This is a genomic window from Rhodopirellula sp. UH5 (genome assembly GCF_056839225.1).
Map to the genome: position 1 here is coordinate 7,073,613 of NZ_CM166390.1, position 23,842 is coordinate 7,097,454.

Below are 23,842 nucleotides of genomic sequence, written 5' to 3' on the forward strand. Positions count from 1 at the left end.
CGCTCTTTTCGAATCTCTTGAGGTATCCCTGTGAAGAAGTTGTTCTATTCGTTCGCGATTGCACTGACCGCAATGGCTTACGGCACGACCGCCAACGCTCAATGTTGTGGCGCCCCTGTTCCTGCTCCCGCCTGTGGTGGTTGTGGTGCCGTCGTTTCAGCATCGCCTGCGGAAGGTGCTCCTGCTGCTGACGCTGCAGTTGCTCACGCCGCGGTTGCCGAAGGTTGTGGTCCTGCCATGACGACTCAAACCATCATGGTGCCTCAACAGGTTACCGAAAAACAGATGGTCACCGTGACGGAGATGCGGCAAGAAACGCGTCAACGCAACTACACCGTTGTGAAATCAGTGCCTCGCACTGAAACTCGCACTCGGATGGTGACCAAGCAAGTTCCTCGCCAAGTCGTGAAGACTGAGAACTACACCGTCATGGTCCCCTCGACCAAGACCGAAGAATACAGCGTTCAAGTTCCTGTCACGAATGAAGTCGAACAGACTTACACCGTGATGGTTCCGAAGACGAGCACCGTGGAAGAAACCTACACGGTTCAAGTTCCTGTCACGACCGAAGTCGAAGTGCCTTACTCGGTTCAGGTTCCTTACACCGAAACCGCGACTCGCACTTACACCGTCAACGTTCCTTACACCGAAATGGTCGAAAAGAACTACTCGGTTTGCGTTCCTGTGACGGAAAACGTCGAGCGTACCTACACCGTTCGCGTCCCAACCACCGAGCAAGTTGGACAAACCTACACCGTTCGCGTGCCTTACACCGAAACGGTTGAGCAAACCTACACCGTTCAAGTTCCTTACACGGAAACCTTGACCGCTTCGCGTACCGTTTGCAAACGCGTTCCTGTCACCAAGACCCGCACTGTCTGCAAAGACATGGGTAGCTTCCAGTGTGTGACCGAAGAAGTTCCTGCCGGCAACGGTTGTGGATCGAGCTGTGGTGGATGCGGATCGTGCGGCGGATGCTCCGACGCTTGCGGATGTGGCAGCAGCTGTGGCGGATGCACTCAAACGATCACCAAACGCGTTTGGGTTCCTAACTTGGTCAGCGAAGAAGTTCCTTACACCGAGTACGTCAGCGAACGTTCGGAAGAGCCTTACACGTACACCGTGAACAAGTGCCGCACCGAAACTCGCACCCGTCCTGTGACGGTTTGCAAGTACCGCAACGAAACAAAGACCCGCATGGTCAACGTCACCAAATGCCACTTGGAAACCCGTACTCGTATGGTTCCAGTGACTCGCATGACACGTGAAGTTCGCACTCGTCAGATCCCTGTTCGTCGTTGCCGTCAAGAACAACGCACGCAAGAGTACCAAGTCACCAAGTGCCGCACCGAACAACGTGTTCGCAAAGAGCAACGCACCAGCTACACCAGCGAAACTCGTACACGTTCGAAAGAAGTGTGCACGATGGTTGCCGAAACTCGCACTCGCATGGTTCCTCAAACGACCATGACAACGGAAGCTCGGACTCGTGAAGTCACCGTCATGGTTCCTGAAGCCAAGACTCGTGAGTACACCGTCACCGAGTGTGACACCGTCACCGAAGAAGTCCCTTACACCGTCACCGTGATGGACCAAGTCAACGAAGAAAAGACCGAAGACTACACCGTTTGCGTGCCAGTCCAAGTTGAAAAAGAAGTCGAAGTCACCAAGACGATCATGGTTCCTCAAACGGTTGAAGTCCCCGTTTCGAGCGGATGTGGATCGGCTGCCGGAAACGGCGGAGCTGGTTGTGGCGGATGCAGCGGATGCGGTTCGGCCGCACCAGTTGCATCGGGCTGTGGCTGCTGAAGAGCGACCTTCGACCGTCGGTCGAATTGAAATCATCTCTCACGTTCACGTGAGTTCGAATGAGGCCAGCAATCTTCGGGTTGCTGGCCTTTTTTCGTTCTCGGTTGCAATTTGTCTGCTCTCTGCCCGCAGTTCCAAGGTCAGTCTTCTTCCCCGCATGTGGTTGGAAGCCCGGGGATTCGCTCCGTTGGAACCGGCCCTGTCCGGCGGGGCATTGCCGAGCACGAAAGGCTTGGTTCGGATACGCGACTTGGCGGCGTGAAGCAGGTCGGCAGGAATCATGGGGGGAGACCATGTGAGCCGTTTGGGCGTTCGCTCCGGTTGTGCTTGAGGACCGTGGCGAACGCCAAACGGCTCCCATACCCGAAGACCTCTGCAGGCCTGCTTAGAATGAACCGAACTGGACATCGCAAAGGATGAATCGCATGAAGATCACATTGGTTGGCACAGGACGGGTTGGGTCCGCGATTGCATTTGGATTGACGATCAATCCTCTGGCCAGCGAATTGTTGCTGCTCAATCGTTCACGCGAGAAGGCCCAAGGGGACGCGATGGATTTGACGCACGCCGCGGCGCTCGTCAACAGCAACATGAAAATCTGGGCGGGGGAAATCGCAGATTCGAAAGATTCCGATGTGATCGTGTTCACCGCCTCGGTTCCATTTCGGTATCCCGGTCAAACACGTTTGCAAATGGGCCAGGACAACATGCCCATCCTTCGGGAATGGATGCCGGCGCTCGCCAAGGCGAGCCCCAACGCGATCATTGTGATGGTCAGCAACCCGGTCGACGCCTTGGCCTACGAAACCATCCGGTTGACAGGGTTCGATTCCACTCGCGTCATCGGCACAGGAACGTTGGTGGACAGCATTCGATATCGAGCGTTGTTGTCGACCGAATTGCAAATCCACGCCGAAGACATCCGTGCGTACATCTTGGGCGAGCACGGTGATTCACAATTTGCCGCATCATCCATCGCGATGACAGGTGGCGAACGGTTCTACCCCAGCGACACGTCCCGGCGAATGTTCGAAGAAACCAAAGCGATGGGATACGAGGTGTTTCGTCTGAAAGGACACACCTCGTACGGGATCGCCATGGCGACGATCACCATCCTGGACAGCATTGTTTATGACCTGCGACACACCCTGCCGGTCAGTGTTTTGGTCAATGGATACTTGGGCGTGAAAGACGTTTGCCTGTCTTTGCCGGCAGTCATCGGACGCCAGGGAATCACTCGCGTGTTGCGTCCAACTTTGTCCGACGATGAACAGGCGGCATTTCGCCATTCGGCCGAGGTCGTCAAGCAAACGTTGGCGGAAATGGAAAGCGGTTGCTAAGCAACGCACGGAATCCCTGTCGTAGTGGACGAGGCAACGAGTCCTTTGGGCATGACACGTTGGAGGATCCGAGTAGAACAGTTGTCCTCAACTGTTCCGTCGGGCCGTTCAGGATTGCCAAACTTCATCGCAACCAAGCCAAGTTCCAACCGTTTGAATTATCTTGCTCCACTCCAGCAACCAACTGATCGAACATCCGGAAACCGAGGTTCTGGACTGCTTCTTGCCCTCGGACCTCGCTCTGGCATTTTGAAGTTGCGCTTTTTGCATTCGGTTTTCTTGGCCAAAGGCCTTCGTCATCGTAGCCTGGGGCATCGCCCCAGGGATCGAGAATGAAGGGGAATTGGTTGGCCAACGGCCAACATCAACTCACACGTTTTGAATTGAATTTGGCCGTTGGCCATTCGAGGAAAGAACGCAACTTCAAAAAGCGTGAGCGAGGGACGCCCCCAACTCCCACGACGGCCCCATCCGGGGCGAAACCCAGACGCTAGCCACCATTTGTTTTTCGAACGTCCTCAGCGGGAGGGGTCGGAAAGCGAGCGTTGAGCGAGATTTCCGGGGGAGGGCAGTGCGCGCCGCTTCCCATACCCGGCCCTCACCCTCACGTACGCCTGAACGGCGTCGCTCGACCACTCCCCCAACTTCGTTTCGGGAGAGGTGCGCCATGTGGAAATCCGCCGAAGCGCGGTCTCAGAAAACGGCGCGACTTCTAACAACGCAGTGGGGAGTCCACCTCATTGAGCTTGCGAGCGAGAACCACTGGGACCGCCCGTGATCGCTCGATCGGATGGCAAGGGGCGAGCCGCGGTTGCGAAGCCGCGTCGGTACAAGTGTTCTTTCAACGTTCGAAACGCGGCGAAACTCTCGGGGTAAACCCAGACCGTGATGGTCGTTTTGGATGGGTCTCGCCCTGCCAGTTCGACGTCGAGCAATCGGCTGGATGAGAGGACTTGATCAATCGGCTGCCCGTGTGGTTCTTCGAGTGGCTCGATGACCATGCCTGCCAGTTGAACCCGGGTGCCCATCGAAGTCTTGCCACCCTGGGTGACTCGCCCGGAGGATTTGTCCATCGCGTAGTGCGCGACGTACCCGCGAATGGGGCCGACGGCGGACGAGGAACGTCCGTCTCGTGAACCACGGATGACACGGCCAAAGTCTTCTTTGATGGCTTTGAGCAGCGGTTCGATCGGAACGACAGAGACTCGGTCGTTCTTCAGTCGCAAATGGATCTCATCGCCGAAGACGGTTTTGGCCATGGGGGTCGGGAGGTGTTCCACCGCGACCACGGGCGACTCTTGGTTTTCGAGCCGTTCCTTGGTGCCGGCCAATGCCGCCAGGCTGGAGCTGACCTCTCGCATTTCGCGACCGAGTTTGGCTGCCTTGACCTTGGTTTGGTCAAGTTGCTTTTGCTTTTCAGCCCAGGCTTCTTCGGCCAAGGTCAACAGGTCCAGCAGGGCACCACGTTCACGTTTGGTTTGTTCCAATTCCGCGTCATAGCGCTTGACCATGTTCTCCAGACGCATGGATTCGCGTTGTGCCGACGCGGCTCGCATGGCCACTTGCGCCAGTTGTGAAAGCTGCGCATCGCTTGCCAGCTTGGGTTGCGGCGGAAGCGGTTCCTCGGGCGAAACCAGCTCACCAGGTTTTTGAGCGATTTCGTCGGGCGACGTCAACGCACGGGTGATCCGTTGTGTCTGGGTTCCCAGCACCACCACCAGGATGATCAAAATCCCAACGAGGTTGGCAACAATGTCCAAGAAGGCATCGTGACCGAGTTCCAATGTCGTGCGTCTGCGTCGACTCATCGAACCCTCCGCGTGATTTCAACGCCGCTGTCGTGCATCAACGTTTGCAATTCATGGAAACGTTGATCGGCATGGGGCGCAACCAAGACATCCAGTCGAGGTTGCCAACGGCCTCCGGGGAGCGTGGCTCCCCAACCGTCCACTCGGTCGCGGACGGCGGTCGCTAACTTCAGCGTCGCGTTGTAGACCGAATCATTTTCGAATGGGAACGTGGCGACAACCGTGTTGTTTTGAACGAGTTCGTATCGATCGTGGTAGCAGACCATCGCGATTGGACGGACGACTTGAGTTCCATTGATCCCAGCCATCGAACGCGGCAGTGCCCAGTCTTTGCCTTCACGGCGAACCGTGTTGGATGCCTGCTGCTGGGACTGCATGTTGACACTCGGCGGTGCTTGATTCGCCGAATCGGGAGCTTGGTTCGAGGATGGGGGCGAAGCCGACGACTGCGAAACGGACGCAGAGGCGGATTGACCACCGCTTGCTTGTTGCATCCCCGCAATTTGTTCGCCGTTGACGGGCGAGCTGGAACCACGGAAATCAGGATCGCTTTCGTCCGCATTGGACTCGCCATCCGAGCCATCGGCGGATGGATCGCTCATGGAGCCTGCCGCGCCGGACGGAGGGAGGCTGGAATTGCCTGGGGCATCGTCCAGCAGTGGATTGTCCTTTTGAGCCAAGTAGTCATTCAGGGCATCGGACCGGGAATTGACGGCACCGAAGCTGGATTGGCTGGATCCAGGAATCGGCTCTGCCAAACCGCCCGCGGGCAACGGAGGCCCCGCATCACGAGGTGCCAAGAATCCATTCGCTCTGGCTTGCCGGTCAAGGGATCGCGCCGACAAGGTGGGCAGCGGTTTGCGAGTCTGTTGCTTCGACGTGCCACTTGGATCGCCGAGTTGTGAGGTGGCTCCAGCGGCCTGCCCACTGAACGTGTTGTCCGTGACGTTGCCGCGGAACGGAGCGGAACCGGTGCTTGGTTTGGCACTGTAAGTGTCTGCGTTTGCAAATTCCCCACCGGACGATGGTTGCGAAGCACCGCCAAGCATCGAGCCGCCACTCAAACTGCCGCGGCCGGTTCCGTTGCCACCGTCACCGCGTCCACTGCCGGAACCGCCGATGTACTGATGGAGGTTGCGATTGGCGGCTTCATGGACCGCCAGTTCAATCTTGGGCTTCAAGACACGGTCCGCTTTGGGGAACGCCAAATCAACCTCGGCGGGTACCAATTCGTAACCGTATTGGTCATCCCAGTCCTTCATCGCGGCTCGGGCGGCAACGAACGTTTCAATCCCATCCGGGCGAACGATCAACAAAGGGTAGGGCGGAACGGAATCACCATAGTTTTGCATCGCGTGCTGACGCACCACTCGAAGCGCGGCATCCAACGGATTGCTACGCGGTGATCCCGATTGAACTCCCGCCAACAATTGCGTGTAGGTGATCCGTGTGTCCTCGGGCCAAATCGTGATCCCGTGTTCGTCGCATTCGGCGTAGACGGGGCGTCGAGCAGTGCCATTGGGACCGCGGTGAGGCACAATGACAACGCGCGGTTTGTCGCCGGATTTGACTTGTTCCAGTTCTTCGATTTCGCGACGCAACGCTTCCATCTCTTCACGCATCATCACGATGGCTTGCTCGTCGACTTCGATTGCCTCGTCGGGAGTGACGGCGGCCTCGACTTCCTGGCTGAGTTGTTTCAAACGTTCACGCAGTTTTTGCGTTGCCGTTTGAATCTGCGTCAACTCATCCCGACGTCGTTCCACGTTGCCCGTTTGCTTTTCACGGTGAGCGACCAATTGGTCGACGCGAAATTGTTCTTCTTCAAGCAGTTGGTCGGCGGAAGCCGCTGTCATGGCCGGTCGAGCGTCTGCGTCTGTCTGCGAGTCCGCACCGCTCCCGTTCGACGAATCTTCATCGACTGGTTCATCGAGCGCTGGTGCGACCGATCCCGCCTGCTGAGCAACTTGTGGGACCGAGGTGTCCTGAGCTTTTTCGGCCACCAGGGCCAACAACAGGATCAAGGTACCCAGCGTGCAGACCAGCACCGCAAGGAACGGGAACAACGAGGGAGACAGCGAGGCGCGTCGCCGACTCATGCCGCACGCCTGTTGTTGGTGGAATCGTCACGGCCGCTAGGAACCTTCGCGGCGGGCAAACGTTGTGACAACGAATCAACGGCGCGAGCCAAGGTTCGCATCGCGTCCCCCATCACCGGATCCAATTCCACGACGGGTGCGTCGAGGTTGGTTTGCAGGCTTTGTTGGGCGGCCAACGCAGTCATCGCTTCGGTGTGTGTCATCAATGTGCGTCGATGCGTTTGGACTTCCACCGCGGTGGTGTGCATCGCGTCATTCCAGGCCTTGGTTTGATCCTGCAACGTCTGGCTGACGCCGTTTCCGATCGTGTCCAAGCGGGACACGGTGGCTTCGATTCGATCCGCGTGGCTGGTCAGTGCGGGTTGCAAGGAGGCCTGCATCAATTTGCGGAATTGCTCGGAGCCTTCGTTGTGCTGCGTTCGCCAGGAGGCTTGGGCCTCTTCGATTGTCTCTCGCCACAGTTTGGCTTGCGTTGCCAGCGACTCCTGCACGGCGACGCGAATGCCGTCGCACAACTGGGTGACCAAGGCGGTTTGGCTGTCGCCCGCATCGTCACTGGGCAAAGCTTCCGAAACCAAGTCACGAACGCGTTGGTCGACGTCCGCCAGCAAGGTTTGTTGGGAGCGTTCGACGGGGAACTGCAAGAAGATCGCCAGCACCGACAACACCAGACCCAAGGCGGTGGTATCGAAGGCAACATACAGTCCGCTTTTCAATCGATCCACGGCGGCGGTGCCGTCGGTGAAGTCCAGACCGCCGAGGGTTTGGGTGATCCCGATGACCGTCCCCAAGAATCCCAGCATCGGAATGGCCCAGACAATGATCCGGATCAGGCCGTAGGAATCGTGCGCGGCATCCGCGTCTCGCTCCGAAAGCTCTCGCAGATCTTGCGGCAGATCGCCGGTCCCGCTGCGATGGGATTGGCGTCCCAGCACTTCGTTGAGACGGCGAACCAGCAGCGAGTTTCGTGTTGCAGACGGAAGCGAACGCAACGATTTGCGCCAGACACGAGCGATCGCCCCAGCGTCATTTTCTTGCAACCATCGTTGTGCGGGGGAGGTCGACGCGGCACTCGTCGAGTGTGCCAGCAGGTCTTCATCACGCAACAATTCCAATTGGTGCCGATCCCGAGCGATCTGCACGGCGCGAACCGCGAGAATCGCGACGGCGACGCAGAACAGGATTGCCGCAGCGACCGCCACGGGGTGTCCGAGGAAGTAGCGATTCAGCGGAGCCCAATTGGCACCGAACACGACGCCGTAGAACGCCACGGAAAGGGCCAAGCCCAATCCAATCGGACCGACGGCGGTGACGACTTTGGAAAACATCGAAGGCGAATCGACCAGGTTCACTGACTCCGTCGTCGAAGACGTCGCAGCAGTGTTTTTGCCGGCAGCCTGCCCGACGCCCTGCAATTCCGTCGGAGGCTCCACCGGTTCTCCCCAGTGATCCGCGGGAGAAAGCGTGTCGTGGACGTTGAAATCGTGAGGCTTCATCGGACTCCTTCCGGACGGAACGGCGATTCATGGCGCGGAACGGCACAGCCGATCGCACACACCACGTCGCTAGGATCGACCGTTACAACCGGCGAACTCCATCGAATCCGCATTTTTTAACATTCGGTTTTCGCGACGGTGCGATCCGGCCAGAACTGCTGGTGGTGAATCGCCTGATGTTGAATCGCAGAGAGTAGGCATTGGGACGCTCTGCCAGGAAGATCGATCCGCTATGCAACCGAGCGATCTGGACCGGAACCGAGTCGCTGTTCTAGAGTGGGTAACGAGCTGTGTGGACTCCCCCCCAATGCTTGGGAAATCCTTCCCTCAACGGTCCTTTTCTGGAGAAGTCGCTGTGCGTACGAACCTGGTTGCCTCGATGATTTGCGTTGGACTCGGCGTGTTGATCGGGCTGGGCTTGGCCTCGGACTCCGCTGACGACGCGTTCGCGCAAGAATCTCCCGTCATTCGCCAACCCGAGGCTCTGCTGGACGGGGCTCGCCCGTTGGAGGGGAATCCCACACTCATTCAGGCTCGCCCGGGACGCGACGTGGGGGCTTCAGGCGAAATAATCGGATTTTCCCATGTGGATGAATCGGGAACGCAGGTAATTAGTTTGGTAAACACAGGAAAACTGTGGATGGCGGTGTATCATGTGGGTCCCGATGGCGAGATCCGACTGGTGAGCAGCCGCGCTATCGATGCCGATTTTTCATTGGAACTCAACGCCACGGCACCCCTGCCGGACGACATTCGTCGCATGCAAGGGAACGCGAAACCACGTTGAGGCGGCAATTCTGCATCTGAACGGCCTGTTTCTGTTGGCGATTCGCCGCGACGGCCATTAAGATGGGGATGGCAGGGAAGCTACATCAAAACGACTACTTTCGACGCCCCCTATCCTCATCTCAGCGTTGCCATGGCCTCTTATTTGTCTCTCGAAGACGCCGCCAAACAACTCGGAATTCCCGCCGACAAACTGATTGATCTTCGCAGCCAAGGTCAGGTCCGGGGCTTTCGCGATGGTTCCAGCTGGAAGTTCCCCGAGGCAGAGATCGAGCGTCTGAAGGACGAACTACCCAATATGTCCGGACTGGGATCCGGGATCTTGGCGGTTGACGGTGGCGGATCCAAGATTGGATCTGTGATCGGTGGCGACAACTCGGCCAGCGACGACAGTGGGTTGGATCTGGACATCGATTCCCTTGCGGGCGGCAGCGACGTCAACCTGATCGCCAGTGATTCGGGTGACGGCAGCGACGTGACCATCGTGCCTGGTGGAAAAGCTGATAGCGACGCGCCATTGAAGATCGATCTGGATGATCTGAATCTGTCCGGTTCGGCCCTGTCGCACGACAGTGGGGAAATCGACTTGGAATCCGCAACCCCCGGGCCTCAAGCTGACAGTGATAGCGACGAGTTCAACCTTGGGAGTTCTTTGGAACTGAACAGCGATTCAGATGACCTGTCGTTGGAACCTGTCAAAGGAACCACCCCCGGTGCCCCAGCCCAAAGTCAGTCCGATTTGTCGGGGATCGGCGGAGAAGACAGCGACGGGGAACTGGACCTCGGTGACATCGGCTCGGATGAACAGGCCAGCAGCCTTGAATTGATGGGCGATCTCGATTTGGACAGCAGCCCGTCTGCCATCGAATCAAAAAGCCACGCCGGCAGTGACGTCTTGAGTGAATTGGATTTGTTGGCCGGCGATGCTGGCGGAAGCGGTTTGCTATCGGGCAGCGGCGATTTGCTGGGCAGCTCGCTGATGTCGGTGGAATCAGGCGGTTCGTCCGGCGTCGATGACGCGTTGGCTGATGACGACGATCTGATCATCGCGGATGACGACGATGACTTGGTGGTCAGCGGTGCAGGCAGCGACATTTCCATCGCCGGCGACAGTGGCATCAACTTGATGAGCCCTTCCGACAGTGGTTTGTCACTGGAAAGTGAGCCCTTGGATCTGGCTGGCAGCAGCATTTCCGCGTTGGATTTGGGTGCCGAGCTGAATGAAGGCTCCGGAACAGGCAGCGGTCGCAGTGGAAGTGGCTTGGTTCCCGCCAGCGAAATGGGATCGGGGATCGATTTCAAAGGCGACGACGAATTCCAATTGTCGGCCTCGGGCATGCAGCTCGATGGCAACGAGGAGAGTGCTTCGCAAGTGATCGAAGTGGTCGACTCCGGAGCGGTCGACATTGAAGAAGTGGATTTCGACGCTGCCGATCAGGTCGACGCTTTCGGCGATGCTGGCGACAGCGGTTTCGCAATGGACGATGACGTCGCGGAAGTCGACGCGTTGGGCGACCCGATGGACGCCGACGACGGCTTGATTGACGAAAACGCAACCGTCGCAGCAGCGGGTGCAGGCATGCGGGGCGGATACGAAGTCCCGTTCACCTTGCTTCAAACCGTTGGACTGCTGCTGATCCTCAGCGTGATGAGCTTGGGCGGCATGTTGATGACCGACTTGGTTCGCAACATGTGGAGCTACGCAGAGCCCTCGGCTCCTGTCAGCGCACTGACCGACATGCTGATCAGCGTGGCCGGTTGGGGGCAGTGATCCCGACCTTTCGTTGCGGTTGAGCCAGCAGAGCATTGGACACGGCTGGACATTCGAATCTCGCGTTGGCAGCCGACTGGCAGCCGGGGAGATGTCCTGCAACGAGTTTGGCTTGACCTGAGGACGGATTGTGGGGTAATCAACACATTGTGAACTTCCCTCCTTGTGTTCCCTACCCAGGATTCCCACCCCATGTTTCGTCTGGTTTTGTTGTCATTGATGGTCGCTGGTTTTTCGCTGGCCACTCCGTCCGCCGCAGAAGTTTCGGCTGCCGAAACCGTGAACTATCGCTGCAAAGAATGGAAAGCCAAGCACATTCACGATAAAAAAGCGGCTGACACGATCGAAAAGACTCTGAAGACCCTGAAATGCGAGACTCAGCGTCACGCTCACAACGGTCACGACGATCTGAAGTACCGCTGCGTCGAATGGAAGACGTTGCAACTGAAAACGCACGAAGAAGCCCACAAGTGGGAAAGCTGGTTGAAGGAATACGGCTTCGAGACTCAGCACAAACACTGAGTGACGTCTCCGCACCCTCTCGCTTGAAAGACTGGCTTTGATGGCTCACCGATCTCTATTGCTACCGCTGATGTCGCTGCCGATCTATTCGGGGTTGGCGATCCGCGCCGTCCAAGCAACGGGGCAGGTTGCCTCGCAGTGGATCGAATCAGCGGGGAACGTGGTTGAGAATCTGCGTGAGTCCAAGGAATCGGGCGATTCGTTTGCGGACATTTTTGCCGCCACCGCAAGTGAAGGCGGTTCGGCTGCGAACGAATCCGAGGGTGGTCTGCAGGCAATCCGTGAAACTCTGGGGAAATTCCTGCGAGACATGGGATTGGCACCCGGATCCGAAGTGAATCTGCAGTTGTCCGGCGATGAGATTCGAGTGGCCTCGGACCACCCCCGAGCCGCTGAGATCGAGGATCGCCTCTCACGAGAGAGCACTTTGATGGCGAAGATCCGGCAACAACTGCCGGGACAGCAACAATTTGAGTTCAACGTCGAAGTCCCGTCTCACGATGACTTGACGGGATGACGGCTTTTGTCAGAATGACGTTCAAGCCCGGAGGATAAGCGAATGGCTAGCAGGCTGATTCGAAATCAGTTGTCCAGCAATGGATTGCGGGTTCGAGTCCCGTGTCCTCCGCTGCTATGAAAGACCTCGCAAAGCGTTTTGTTTTGCGAGGTCTTTTTTTTGGGGTCCCAACGCGAACGCGGGTTGGTTTGAACGTCGCTGACGGTGATTGTTGCGGGCGGGTGCTCGATCGCGATCAACGGGAACCGTCTGCGTCGCTCCAGATGGATCGCAATTCATGGGCGTCCAACTTGAGAAGCTTGGCCGTTCCGCCGCGTGCCGTGACCGTGATGGAGGTGGACGGTTGTCTCGCAGGTCCCGGCCCGCTGATGAAGACGCGGCCCTCGTTGCCGACGATTTCGGTCAGTGATCGATCGGCGAGGACTCGCACACTGATCTTGCCATCGATCGGCTTCAGCGGCGTTTCGTTGAGATTTTGTGTCTTCGCGTCGTACCGGATGGTTCGGCCGGCAACGGTCAGTTCCAACGAGGAGGCGGTTCCGATCTCAATCGTGCATTGAACGTCGAGCAGATCGGACCCGACGGGAAGCGAGATCGCTTCGTCGGCGGTCAAGTCTTGCGGCGGAAGCTGATGGCGATTGGACCTCAACGCTTCGATTTCATCGATTGGTTGAGCAAACATGCGAACTCCGTCCTCGGTGGTTCGCAGCGACAGTTCGTGAGGGAAGCTGAAGTGTTGGTTGTACGGCCCCGGCGCGTTGATTCGCAGCCAGCCCATTTGAATCCTTCGGCCATCGGGCGTGTTGTCGAAGGTTTGGGAGGCGTAGTAGTTGCCCCAGTGGACTTGGTGTTTGCCCACGTGTTCCGGCGTGAAGGTTTTGCCATCAAATGAGCCGATGGCGTACTTGGCATCGGCCGCGAACACGACCCAGCGCGAATTGGCTTGGTCGCTATCAATGGGCAATTCGAACAACTCGGTGCATTCAAAGTAGCCGGGGAGGTGGCTTTGCAGCGTCCAATCCTTGAGGTTGATGGACGTGTAGAAAGCGGCGTTTTGTCCGTGTTCAGGATGTTCGTCGTAAACGACCATCACCCAGTGACCGCCAAGCTCTTTCGCCGCTTCATTCAGCGGGGTGTCGGCGTCATCGTAGGTGTACCAGATGACTTTAGGATCGCGGCCTTGGTGCTTGACGATCGGGTTGCCTTCGTACCACTGAAACGTCTTGCCGCCGTCGTTGCTGTACGTCACCGCTTCGCCGGAACCGGTGTCCGTGAGAAACGCCACCAGTGTGTTTTCGCCCCACCCACTGGTGTTGTGTTTGTCCACCGTGGCTCCGCCTGAAAAACAATTGCCGGTGGCCATAGTTTTGGGAAACAGCTTGTTGGGTTGTTGTTCCCAGTGCAGCAGGTCTTGGCTGGTTGCGTGTCCCCAGGTCATGTTGCCCCAGGGCAAGGCAACCGGGTTGTGTTGGAAAAAGAAGTGCCACGTTCCGTCGTGATAGACCATGCCGTTGGGGTCATTGATCCAGCCTACTTTTTGGGTGAAGTGAAACTGCGGTCGATGCGGTTCTCGGTAAAACTCACCTTCGCCGGGAACGCTGTTCGACTGTCGAACCGCGGCGAAACCTTTGTCGGTCACCTTGGTCGCAACAACCCGAGCGTTCTGGCCTTGGTAGGCGTCGATTGTGAAGTACGCGTGCCAGTCGGTTGTTTCCGCGGACGTGGCGATCGTCAAATCGTATCGACGGACTTCCTTGTCATCTGCGAAGAGCTGGATTTGTCCCTTGCCACGTCCCGCGTTTTCGATGGGGATGACCAGGTAAGTGTCCGTGACGACGAACGCTTTCTCGCGACGATCCCATTCGGGCAGGTTGGGTTTGGTATCCGTTTGAACGAGGTGGTCGACGTTGATGTGTCCCCACCCGGCGGTCGCTTGATCAACGATCTGGAGCTGGACGGTCTGGCCAGCAAGCTCGCTGAGATTCCAAAACGCGGGTGCGAGAGCTTCGCTGCCACCGGATTGGGTGTTTTCACCGGTGATCGTCTGAACGACTTGTCCGTCGACCAGGAGGTTCATGCAAGTCTTGTTGGCGTGCCCACCGCCTCCGATCAGAAACGTGAGGTAATCGCGTTCCACGGCGAACGGTGGCGACGTCAGAGTTCCGGTTGCCCGGTCGCCTCCTCGGAACGAGTTCACCAATCCGGAGCCTTCGTACCCGCTCACTTGCATTTGCCCCGGCAAGGTTCCCCTGGCGGGGCCCGTTCCGAATGCATCGCCTTGGGTGATCCAGTCGCCGTAGGAGTCGCCTTCGAAATCAGCGATGACGAGATCGGCCTCGGGCGTGTCTTGGGATTGCACCAATTCAGTGGCGTGCAAGGCAAAGGAAACAACGAGCAACGCGATCAGCTGTTTTCGGAGATGCAGCGAGTTGGGTAGCGAGATCATGGAGCACGTGCTGGCGGGGAGGAGAGACCAGGGGACCGATTCGCGAAACCGAATTTCGATTTCGGTCCGAGACACTCTGTGGCAGGAGGGACGCCGCGATTGTATTCGAAAGGTGACAAGGGGGTGTCCACGCATGACCTTGGGAGGCGGCTGACCTTCCTGCCCGGGAAACTCAAAGTGAGAGCCGGTTGATCGGATTCCGGTCGGAATTTCACCAGACTCTCTTGTTGGCGAGGCTCGCTGGTGTGTAGTACAGCATGGTTGCAGTGTTGACGTGGCACGAGGTGCGCACGCACGGTCTCTCTGAACATTCGAGGGACCAAGCGTTGAGGCGGATCAGGCCGCCACGATTCACCGCTGTTTTGAATCAGAATCTCTGAACTTGAACGACGACGGGTCTCCCCCGGCGTCCCATTCATTCATGAATATTGTCCGACTCCTACCGTGGTTCGCGATTCTGGGGTGCATGCTGGCACCGCAGAACGTCTCGGCTCAAAGTCCAAACGGGGCGTCGAGTCGGGCCAAAGCGGCGAAGCCAACTGAAAAGATGACTTGGTATCCCCAGTCGATCAACGGCAAGAGCACTGAGGCTGCACCCGCCGATTCCCTCAACGGGAGTGTTCTGACCGACTCCGTGGTGGAAGGCGTTTCGTTTGATTCACCCCAGTACTTCGATTCACCCGAGTACGAGGTTTACGAGGAACCCTTTCACGGCATCCGTTCGTGTGACGGATGTGGTGATTGCGATCAATGCATCTCTCGTCGATCGGCACGTCGATTTTGGGTCCGTGCGGAATACTTGCTGTGGTCGCTCGATGGAATGGACTTGCCACCTTTGGTGACAACCAGTCCGGCTGGCACCGACCCAGAGGACACCGGCGTGCTGGGGCAATCCGGAACAACGACGTTGTTTGGAAACAGCAACGTGCTGGATTCGATGCGGTCCGGTTTGCGTGTGACGCTGGGATGGAGCGATGACCATTGTGGCAACGGATTTGAACTCAGCGGCCTGGGAATCTTCCAAGACGACGAGACCTATCAAAGCAATCGAGGCTTGTTGGCTCGTCCTGTGTTTGACACCGAAGCGGGGGCCGAGTCATCGATGTTGATCGCTCACCCCGATTTTCTGACAGGGTCTGTCAACGTCCAAGCGGAAAGCGAGTTGGCGTCGTTTGAGTTCAACCGCCGCCAAGTGTTGTCTTCCATGCGAGGCCAACGTGTGGATTTCCTGGTGGGATATCGATACGGCAACCTGAACGAAATGCTGCGGGTCGATCAATCCTCGGTGTACACAGCAGCCCAAGGACCAATCATCTCAGGCACAACCGTGGACCTGTTTGATCAGTTCGAAGCGGACAACCAATTCCATGGGGCTCAAATTGGCCTGCAGTTTCAGCGCTGCGTCGGTGCGACGACCTGGGACGCCCACGCCAAGATCGCGTTTGGAGTCAATCGAGGCGAAACAACCATCGCGGGGCAAACGACCAACACCGTTCCGGCCGGAGGGTCAGCAACTTTCGCGGGCGGTTTGCTGGCCCAGTCGACCAACATCGGGAGCTATGACGATTCGTCGTTCATGGCGCTCCCCGAAATCGGATTGAACTTGACGACTCAAGTTCATCGCGACATGAAATTGACGATCGGATACAGCCTGATGGTTTGGTCCGATGCCGTTCGAGTGGACGACGCGATCGATCGCAACGTCTCGCAGTTCCCACCGGAAGCACCGACGGGAAGCAATCAACCGGCGTACGAACTGACGACGAGCAGCTTCATTGCTCACGGATTGAACATCGGGGCTGCGTTCCAGTTCTGATGCGACGTTCGCATGCACGCGAAAGCACTGGGGCGAGCGGAATGATGCTCTCGCAGTCCCGTTTCAATTCATCATCCGACCACCCACGTTGGGCCGAAGTCAAACGTGGGTGGGGCGGACGACAACGATCACACAGTGGTCTCAATGGTGATCGTGAGCACTTCTTCCACGGCCGCTCCGTACCGGTCAGTTGACAAGACACGAATGCTGTAGCTGGATTGAGTCGATTCGTCGGCCTCGAAGTTGGTTTGCAAAACGCCGTCGACGATGGTGAACGAAGCGTTGTCGCTGCCACCGGTTCCGGCGACCAATTCGAACGTGTGGTCGTCGAAGTCGTTGGCGTCGATGGCAGACAAGTTTCCGACCGTCGTGCCGCTCAATGCACCGTCCGCGACGGTGCTGTTGTCCAGCAGGATGCCAGTCGGTGCAACGTTGTCTTCGGTGACAATCAAATCCGCCGTGTCCTCGAAGGTGAGTCCATCGGAGTCGGTCACGCGAACGCGAATCGAGTAGAGGGCTTGGATGGCATCATCGGTTGCTTCAGCGGTTCGCAAGGCCCCGTCGATCAATGTGAATTTATCGTTGTCGAGGTCACCATCACCATCTGCGAATTCAAACGTGAAGGTGTCGCCGGCGTCTTGGTCGATCGCTCCCAGTTCACCGATCAGAAACCCGCTGGCTTGACCACTGGCAACGGCAGGGAACGCCAAAGCCAATCCAGTGGGGGCTTCGTTGATATCAGTGACCCCGATCAGGAAGGATTGGCTGACCGTGGCTCCGACTGCATCGGTGCTTTGAATGCGAACGGAGTACGTCGATTGAGTTTCAAAGTCAAAGGTCGCGGCGGTCACCAGGTTGTCTCCGTCGATCGCAAACAAGGTATTGTCAGTGTCACCCACACCACCGACCAAAGAATACGTGAACGTGTCGGAAACATCGGTGTCGGTGGTGCTGAGACCACCCACGACCGTGCCGATGGCTGCGTTTTCCGCGACCGCGGTGTCGTCAAGCGAAATGGCGGTGGGGGCTGCGTTGGTGTCCGTCACGGTGATTGTGAACGTTTGCTCCACGAAAGAACCGCCGGCATCGGTGCTTCGCACTCGAATCGAGTAGGACGGTTGAGTTTCCATGTCGAGCGTCGTTGCGGTCACCAGATTTTCACCATCCACAGTGAACGATGCGTTGTCGGTGTCTCCATCACCAGCGACCAAGGTGTAGGTGAAGGTGTCCGATGCATCGACGTCAGCGGTCCCAAATGTTCCAACCGTGGTGCCCGAGGCTGATTCTTCTGTGATAACGCTACTGCTGATCGAAACCGCGGTGGGATCCTCGTTCACATTGGTGATCGTGATGGTCAGAGCTTGCTCAAAAGTGGCTCCGCCAGAATCGGTTGTTTGAATTCGAACCGAGTAGGACGATTGAGTTTCGAAGTCCAACGTGTTCGCCGTCACCAAATTGCTGCCGTCGATGGTGAAGGCCGCGTTGTCGGTGTCGCCATCGCCGCCGACGAGAGCGTATGTGAACGTGTCACCGGCATCCGCGTCGGTGGTGCTGAGTTCACCGACCGTGGATCCGGACGCGGTGTCTTCTGAGATGCTGCTGTTGTCAATCGCGATCGCGGTGGGAGTCGCGTTCACACTGGCGTCGGTGATCGTGATCGTCAGAGCCTGCTCAAAGGTGGCTCCAGCCGAATCGGTTGTTTGAATCCGAACCGAATAAGACGCTTGGGTATCGAAGTCAAACGTGGTCGCCGTCACCAAGTTGCTGCCGTCGATGGTGAAGGCCGCGTTGTCGGTGTCGCCATCGCCGCTGACGAGAGCGTATGTGAAGGTGTCACCGGCATCCGCATCGGTGGTGCTGAGTTCACCGACCGTGGATCCGGATGCGGTGTCTTCTCCGATGCTGCTGTTGTCAATTGCGATCGCGGTGGGAGTCGCGTTCACACTGGCGTCGGTGATCGTGATCGTCAGAGCCTGCTCAAAGGTGGCTCCAGCCGAATCGGTTGTTTGAATCCGAACCGAATAAGACGCTTGGGTATCGAAGTCAAACGTGGTCGCCGTCACCAAGTTGCTGCCGTCGATGGTGAAGGCCGCGTTGTCGGTGTCGCCATCGCCGCTGACGAGAGCGTATGTGAACGTGTCACCGGCATCCGCGTCGGTGGTGCTGAGTTCACCGACTGTGGATCCGGATGCGGTGTCTTCTGCGATGCTGCTGTTGTCAATCGCGATCGCGGTGGGAGTCGCGTTCACACTGGCGTCGGTGATCGTGATCGTCAGAGCCTGCTCAAAGGTGGCTCCAGCCGAATCGGTTGTTTGAATCCGAACCGAATAAGACGCTTGGGTATCGAAGTCAAACGTGGTCGCCGTCACCAAGTTGCTGCCGTCGATGGTGAAGGCCGCGTTGTCGGTGTCGCCATCGCCGCTGACGAGAGCGTATGTGAACGTGTCACCGGCATCCGCGTCGGTGGTGCTGAGTTCACCGACCGTGGATCCGGAAGCGGTGTCTTCCGCGATGCTGCTGTTGTCAATCGCGATCGCGGTGGGAGTCGCGTTCACACTGGCGTCGGTGATCGTGATCGTCAGAGCCTGCTCAAAGGTGGCTCCAGCCGAATCGGTTGTTTGAATCCGAACCGAATAAGACGCTTGGGTATCGAAGTCAAACGTGGTCGCCGTCACCAAGTTGCTGCCGTCGATGGTGAAGGCAGCGTTGTCGGTGTCACCATCGCCGCTGACGAGAGCGTATGTGAACGTGTCACCGGCATCCGCATCGGTGGTGCTGAGTTCACCGACCGTGGATCCGGATTCGGTGTCTTCTGAGATGCTGCTGTTGTCAATCGCGATCGCGGTGGGAGTCGCGTTCACACTGGCGTCGGTGATCGTGATCGTCAGAGCCTGCTCAAAGGTGGCTCCGGCCGAATCGGTTGTTTGAATCCGAACCGAATAAGACGCTTGGGTATCGAAGTCAAACGTGGTCGCTGTTACCAAGTTGCTGCCGTCGATGGTGAAGGCAGCGTTGTCAGTGTCGCCATCGCCGCTGACGAGAGCGTATGTGAACGTGTCGCCGGCATCCGCGTCGGTGGTGCTGAGTTCACCGACCGTGGATCCGGAAGCGATGTCTTCTGCGATGCTGCTGTTGTCAATTGCGATCGCCGTGGGAGCCGCGTTCACACTGGTGTCGGTGACGGTGATCGTCAGGACTTGTGTGATGGTCGCGCCGTTCGAATCCGTGGATTTGACTCGGACCGAATAGGACGACTGGGTGTCGAAGTCGAAGGTGGTCGCCGTCACCAGATTGCTGCCATCGATGACGAAGGAAGCGTTGTCGGTGTCGCCATCGCCACTGACGAGTTCGTAGGTGAAGGTGTCGCCAGTATCCGCGTCGGTGGTGCTGAGTTCACCGACGGTTGTTCCCGATGCGACGTCTTCAGCGATCGTCGAGTTGTCCAGTGCCAGTGATGTGGGGGCGTCGTTGGAGTCCGTCACTGACAGGGTCAGGGTTTGCTCCAACGTGGCGCCACCGGAGTCAGTGGTTTGCACCCGTATTGAGTAGGAGGACTGTGTTTCGAAGTCAAAGGAGGTTGCCGTGACGAGGTCGCTACCATCGATGGTGAAAGCGGCGTTGTCGGTGTCGCCATCGCCGCTGACCAAGGCATAAGTGAATGTGTCCAAAGCGTTCGCGTCGGTGGTGCTGAGCGTTCCGACGGTGGTTCCGACGGTGGCGTGCTCCTCGATGTCCGTGTTGTCGATCGAATTCGCGGTCGGTGCGACGTTGGCTTCGCTTTCGGTGATGGTGATCGTCAAGACTTGTTCAAACGTGGCTCCCGCAGAATCCTCGGTTTGAACTCGAATCGAATAAGACGACTGGGTGTCGAAGTCGAACGTGGTGGCCGTCACCAAGTTTCCACCGTCGATCGTGAAGGCGGCGTTGTCAGTGTCCCCATCGCCACTGGCCAAGGTGTAGGTGAAGGTGTCCGACGCATCGGCGTCGGTCGTGCTGAAGGCACCCACGGTGGTTCCGGAGGCGGCGTCTTCCGAAACGCTGCTGTTGTCCAACGCAATTGCGGTGGGGACTTCATTGGTGTCGGTCACCGTGAGCGTGAGGACTTGCTCGAAAGTCGCGCCAGCGGAGTCCGTTGACTGAACTCGAATCGAGTAGGACGACTGTGTTTCAAAATCGAACGTGGTTGCCGTCACCAGATTGCCACCACTGATCGTGAAGGCGGCGTTGTCAGTGTCACCATCTCCCGCAACCAAGGCGTACGTGAATGTGTCCGACGCATCGTCGTCTGTTGTGGTGAAGGCACCGACGGTTGTTCCCGATGCGGTGTCTTCGGCGATCGTGGCGTTGTCAATCGCGATCGCAGTTGGCGCGTCGTTCACGTCCGTGGCAGCGATCGCGAAGGTTTCCACGGTCGACAAACCAAACGGGTCCGTGCTTTGGATTCGAACCGAGTAAGACGATTGCGTTTCAAAGTCCAGCGATGCGGCGGTCACCAAATCGTTGCCGTCAATCGCGAAGGAGGCGTTGTCGGTGTCACCCGTGCCGCTCACCAACGTGTAGATGAACGAATCCATCGCGTTGGCATCGGTCGTGCTGAGAGTGCCAACGGTGGTGCCGACATCGGCGTTTTCTTCCACGTCGTTGTTGTCAATCGCGATCGCGGTGGGGGCCACGTTCGTGGACGTGATCGTGATCGTGAAGGTCTCTTCGGTGGAAAGACCGTCCGCATCTTGAGCCTGCACTCGGACCGAGTAGGAAGACTGCGATGACTGGTCGGCGGCAAACGCGGTGATCAGTTCTCCATTGGAGATCGTGAAGGAGGCGTTGTCGGTGTCGCCGGTTCCGGAAACCAAGGTGTAGGTGATCGTGTCGCCAACATCGGGGTCGTCGGTACCCAGGGTTCCGACCGTCGTGCCACTTGGCTCGCCGGTGGCGACATGGGTGCCGGACAAGGAGATCGTGGTCGGTGCTTCGTTGACGCTGGAGACCGTGATCGTGAAGGTTTCTTCGATGAATTCGCCGGTTGAGTCGGTGCTGCGAACTCGGATCGTCAACGTGCCTTGTGTTTCGGCGTCGAGCGATCCAGCGGCTTGCAATTCGTCGCCCGAAATCGCGAACAACGCGTTGTTGTCGTCACCTTCTCCGGTCACAAAGGTGTAAGTGAATGTGTCGCCAGATGTCGGGTCGGTGGAACTGAATGTGCCAACGGTGTCTCCTGCCGATCCATTTTCAGCGACGGTGGAATCACTGAGTGTGATCGCGGTCGGCCCTTCGTTGCTTTGAACGATCGTGAAGACTTGCTCAAACGTTTCGCCGCCTGAATCCGTCGTCTGAATCCGAATGCTGTAGCTGCTTTGCGTGTCAAAGTCGATCGTCGTCGCGGTTCGCAGTTCATTGCCGACGATGGTGAACGAAGCGTTGTCGGTGTCCCCCGTGCCGGAAACCAACGAATAAGTGAACGTGTCGGAGGCATCCACGTCGGTGGTGGTGAAGGAGCCAACCACGGTCCCGGAAACCGAATCATCGGCAATCGAATCGTCGCTCAAAGCGATCGCGGTGGGCGCCTCGTTGATGTCATCGACATTGATCGTGAAGGTTTGATCGAATGACAACCCGCCTTGGTCGGTCGTGCGAACGACGACGGAATAACTGCTCTTGGTTTCGAAATCGAACGTTTCGGTGGCGACCAACGAATTGCCGGAGATGGCGAACGTCGTGTCGGTGGTGCTGCCATCGATGGAAACGATGCTGTAGGTGAACGTGTCACCGGTGTTGCTGTCAGTGGTCGACAAATCGCCCACCGCTGTGCTGGTTGCTTCGTTTTCAGCGATCGATGAGTCGCTCAGCGAGATTGCCGTGGGAGCGACATTTTGATCGGTGACGGAGAGCGTGAAGACACGCTCCAGTGTGCGTCCGGTCGAGTCGGTGGTTTGAACACGAATGGTGTAGGTGTCTTGAACGGATGCGTCGAACACTTCCGCGGTCACCAAGGTGTTGCCTGAGATGGTGAACGAACCGTTGTCGGTGCTGCCGGTTCCAGAAACCAAGGCATAGGTGTGCGTGTCACCGGAGTCCGGGTCCATCGTGGAGAATGTTCCCACGGAAGTCCCGACTGCCACATTTTCTGCGATGGTGGTGGTGGAGAGGCTGATGCTTGTCGGCGCTTGGGCATCCGGCAGGTCAGGAATGTTTGGCGTCGACAAACCAACGACCCGTCTCAGGAGGTCGCTGGCGTCCAAGGGGCTCAATCCGTCTTGTCCCGTCACATCACCGAGCAAATCAGGGTCGATTGCTGCGAAGGGCACAAAGGCCTCGCCCGATCCGGTTGCATCTGTGATGACGAAGCCGGTGTCCAGGTCAACTCCAACTCGAGCAACCAAACGCGCGTCTTCTGCGTCGTAGCGGCGGTTTGCATTGACGTCGCCAGGAAACGCCACGACTTGAATGGCGTCGTCCGCGGTGGCGGTCATGCCCCCGGCATTCACTTCCAAGGAACTGATCGTCAGTGTTCCCGTCGAGCCATACGGTGCGTCCTCAGGAATGGTGGCGATGAGATCGATGATGTCCGCTTGGCCGGCATCCATTGCCTCCAGGCTGAAGAAGGTGATCGTGGCGACACCGGGGGTGTCCAGGTTCGCTTCGACTTGGCTTCCGGTCGGGGCGTCTTCGCCCAGTTGGACACCGGAGATGTCCAGCATGGCCGGGTCGTACTGAATTGTCAGCGTCACCGAGGTCACGCCATCGGCGTTGCTGAGTTGAATGGGCAATCCGGCGGGCAACTCGGTTCCGCTGCCGCCGACCGGCAACTGAACCGTTTGGCTGGGGCCGCGAACGATGTCAGGCAAACCAACGACCAACGAGGCGGGGCTGGCAACCGTGAACGTGGTGACGTAGTTGCCACCCGCCGTTCCGTCGCCATCGCCATCCAGAAGTTCTCCGTCGGCGAGGTCCGTGAATCCGTCACTGGCACTTCGAAGGGTCGCCGTGTAAGTGTCCGCTGCGAGCGGTCCATCGGTGGCAATGAATGTAACGGTTGTGCCGTTTACAACGAGTGAACCACGCACTTCGCCGGTGGTGGCACCCTGCAATGTCACGTCGGCCGCACCGGCGTCGCCTGCTTCGGTGTCGTAAAGGCTGAGTTGCGGGATGCTGACTTCTTCACTCAGTTCGGCGGTGAAGCCCGATGGAGTGGGAGCAAAGGAAGCAATCGTGGCAGCCAGCACCCGACGTGACTCCAGCGATTCCACCTTCAATCGTCGATCACTGGATCCGAGATATCGGTTCTTGTGACGGGAATGGCGGGATTGATTCGAAGTCAGACGAGCGAGAAGACGCTGGACAACTGGTTTCATCGATGGAGGACCTTGTTCGACGGAAGTCGATAGAAAAGCAATTCTGCCGTCCCTGCTGAGGTGTGGATTGTCACGCGGTC

At 57.9% G+C, this 23,842-nt stretch carries 12 protein-coding genes and 1 tRNA gene; 8 read left to right on the forward strand and 5 right to left on the reverse strand.

The features are described 5' to 3' along the window. The first annotated feature begins 30 nt into the window (after positions 1-30). Both UH5x_RS25335 and UH5x_RS25340 read left to right on the forward strand, forming a co-directional pair. A complete protein-coding gene (locus UH5x_RS25335) occupies positions 31-1,809 on the forward strand; it encodes a hypothetical protein (protein ID WP_482634080.1) in 1,779 nt (592 codons plus the stop codon). Between the two features lie 425 nt (positions 1,810-2,234). Next, positions 2,235-3,149, forward strand: a complete 915-nt coding sequence (locus UH5x_RS25340; RefSeq protein ID WP_047817322.1) for a lactate/malate dehydrogenase family protein — start codon at positions 2,235-2,237, stop codon at positions 3,147-3,149. 737 nt (positions 3,150-3,886) lie between these two features. On the opposite strand, the gene UH5x_RS25345 is transcribed toward UH5x_RS25340, so the two are convergent. Genes UH5x_RS25345 through UH5x_RS25355 form a run of 3 tightly spaced genes read right to left on the reverse strand, consistent with a single transcriptional unit; the run spans position 3,887 to position 8,552 of the window. Then, positions 3,887-4,957, reverse strand: a complete 1,071-nt coding sequence (locus UH5x_RS25345; protein WP_482634081.1) for a hypothetical protein — start codon at positions 4,955-4,957, stop codon at positions 3,887-3,889. Then, positions 4,954-7,056, reverse strand: a complete 2,103-nt coding sequence (locus tag UH5x_RS25350) for a hypothetical protein (RefSeq protein WP_482634082.1) — start codon at positions 7,054-7,056, stop codon at positions 4,954-4,956. The genes UH5x_RS25345 and UH5x_RS25350 overlap by 4 nt, the downstream gene beginning before the upstream one ends. After that, positions 7,053-8,552, reverse strand: a complete 1,500-nt coding sequence (locus UH5x_RS25355) for a MotA/TolQ/ExbB proton channel family protein (RefSeq protein ID WP_482634083.1) — start codon at positions 8,550-8,552, stop codon at positions 7,053-7,055. Before UH5x_RS25355 ends, UH5x_RS25350 begins: the two co-directional genes overlap by 4 nt. A 355-nt stretch (positions 8,553-8,907) precedes the next feature. On the opposite strand from UH5x_RS25355, the gene UH5x_RS25360 reads away from it, so the two are divergent. The 5 genes from UH5x_RS25360 to UH5x_RS25380 all read left to right on the forward strand — a co-directional run bounded on the left by UH5x_RS25360 (position 8,908) and on the right by UH5x_RS25380 (position 12,259). After that, the gene (locus tag UH5x_RS25360) at positions 8,908-9,339 is read left to right on the forward strand and encodes a hypothetical protein (RefSeq protein WP_150122714.1); all 432 of its coding nucleotides are present in this window, start codon (positions 8,908-8,910) and stop codon (positions 9,337-9,339) included. 132 nt (positions 9,340-9,471) lie between these two features. Then, on the forward strand, positions 9,472-11,109 hold the full coding sequence (locus UH5x_RS25365; protein WP_482634084.1) for a helix-turn-helix domain-containing protein: 1,638 nt from the start codon (positions 9,472-9,474) through the stop codon (positions 11,107-11,109). A gap of 192 nt (positions 11,110-11,301) precedes the next feature. Then, positions 11,302-11,631, forward strand: coding sequence for a hypothetical protein (locus tag UH5x_RS25370; RefSeq protein WP_047817329.1), 330 nt, complete (start codon positions 11,302-11,304; stop codon positions 11,629-11,631). 40 nt (positions 11,632-11,671) lie between these two features. After that, positions 11,672-12,148 carry a hypothetical protein gene (locus UH5x_RS25375; protein WP_482634085.1) on the forward strand — a complete coding sequence of 159 codons (477 nt, stop codon included), beginning with the start codon at positions 11,672-11,674 and terminating at the stop codon, positions 12,146-12,148. A 29-nt stretch (positions 12,149-12,177) separates the two neighbouring features. Next, positions 12,178-12,259, forward strand: a tRNA-Ser gene (locus UH5x_RS25380). A gap of 124 nt (positions 12,260-12,383) precedes the next feature. Here UH5x_RS25380 and UH5x_RS25385 read toward each other — a convergent pair. After that, positions 12,384-14,594 carry a glycoside hydrolase family 32 protein gene (locus UH5x_RS25385; protein ID WP_482634086.1) on the reverse strand — a complete coding sequence of 737 codons (2,211 nt, stop codon included), beginning with the start codon at positions 14,592-14,594 and terminating at the stop codon, positions 12,384-12,386. A 421-nt stretch (positions 14,595-15,015) separates the two neighbouring features. On the opposite strand from UH5x_RS25385, the gene UH5x_RS25390 reads away from it, so the two are divergent. Further along, on the forward strand, positions 15,016-16,410 hold the full coding sequence (locus tag UH5x_RS25390) for a BBP7 family outer membrane beta-barrel protein (protein ID WP_482634087.1): 1,395 nt from the start codon (positions 15,016-15,018) through the stop codon (positions 16,408-16,410). A gap of 128 nt (positions 16,411-16,538) precedes the next feature. Here UH5x_RS25390 and UH5x_RS25395 read toward each other — a convergent pair whose 3' ends face one another. Further along, positions 16,539-23,762: a cadherin domain-containing protein gene (locus UH5x_RS25395; RefSeq protein ID WP_482634088.1), complete on the reverse strand. Its 7,224-nt coding sequence runs from the start codon at positions 23,760-23,762 to the stop codon at positions 16,539-16,541. Positions 23,763-23,842 lie beyond the last annotated feature (80 nt).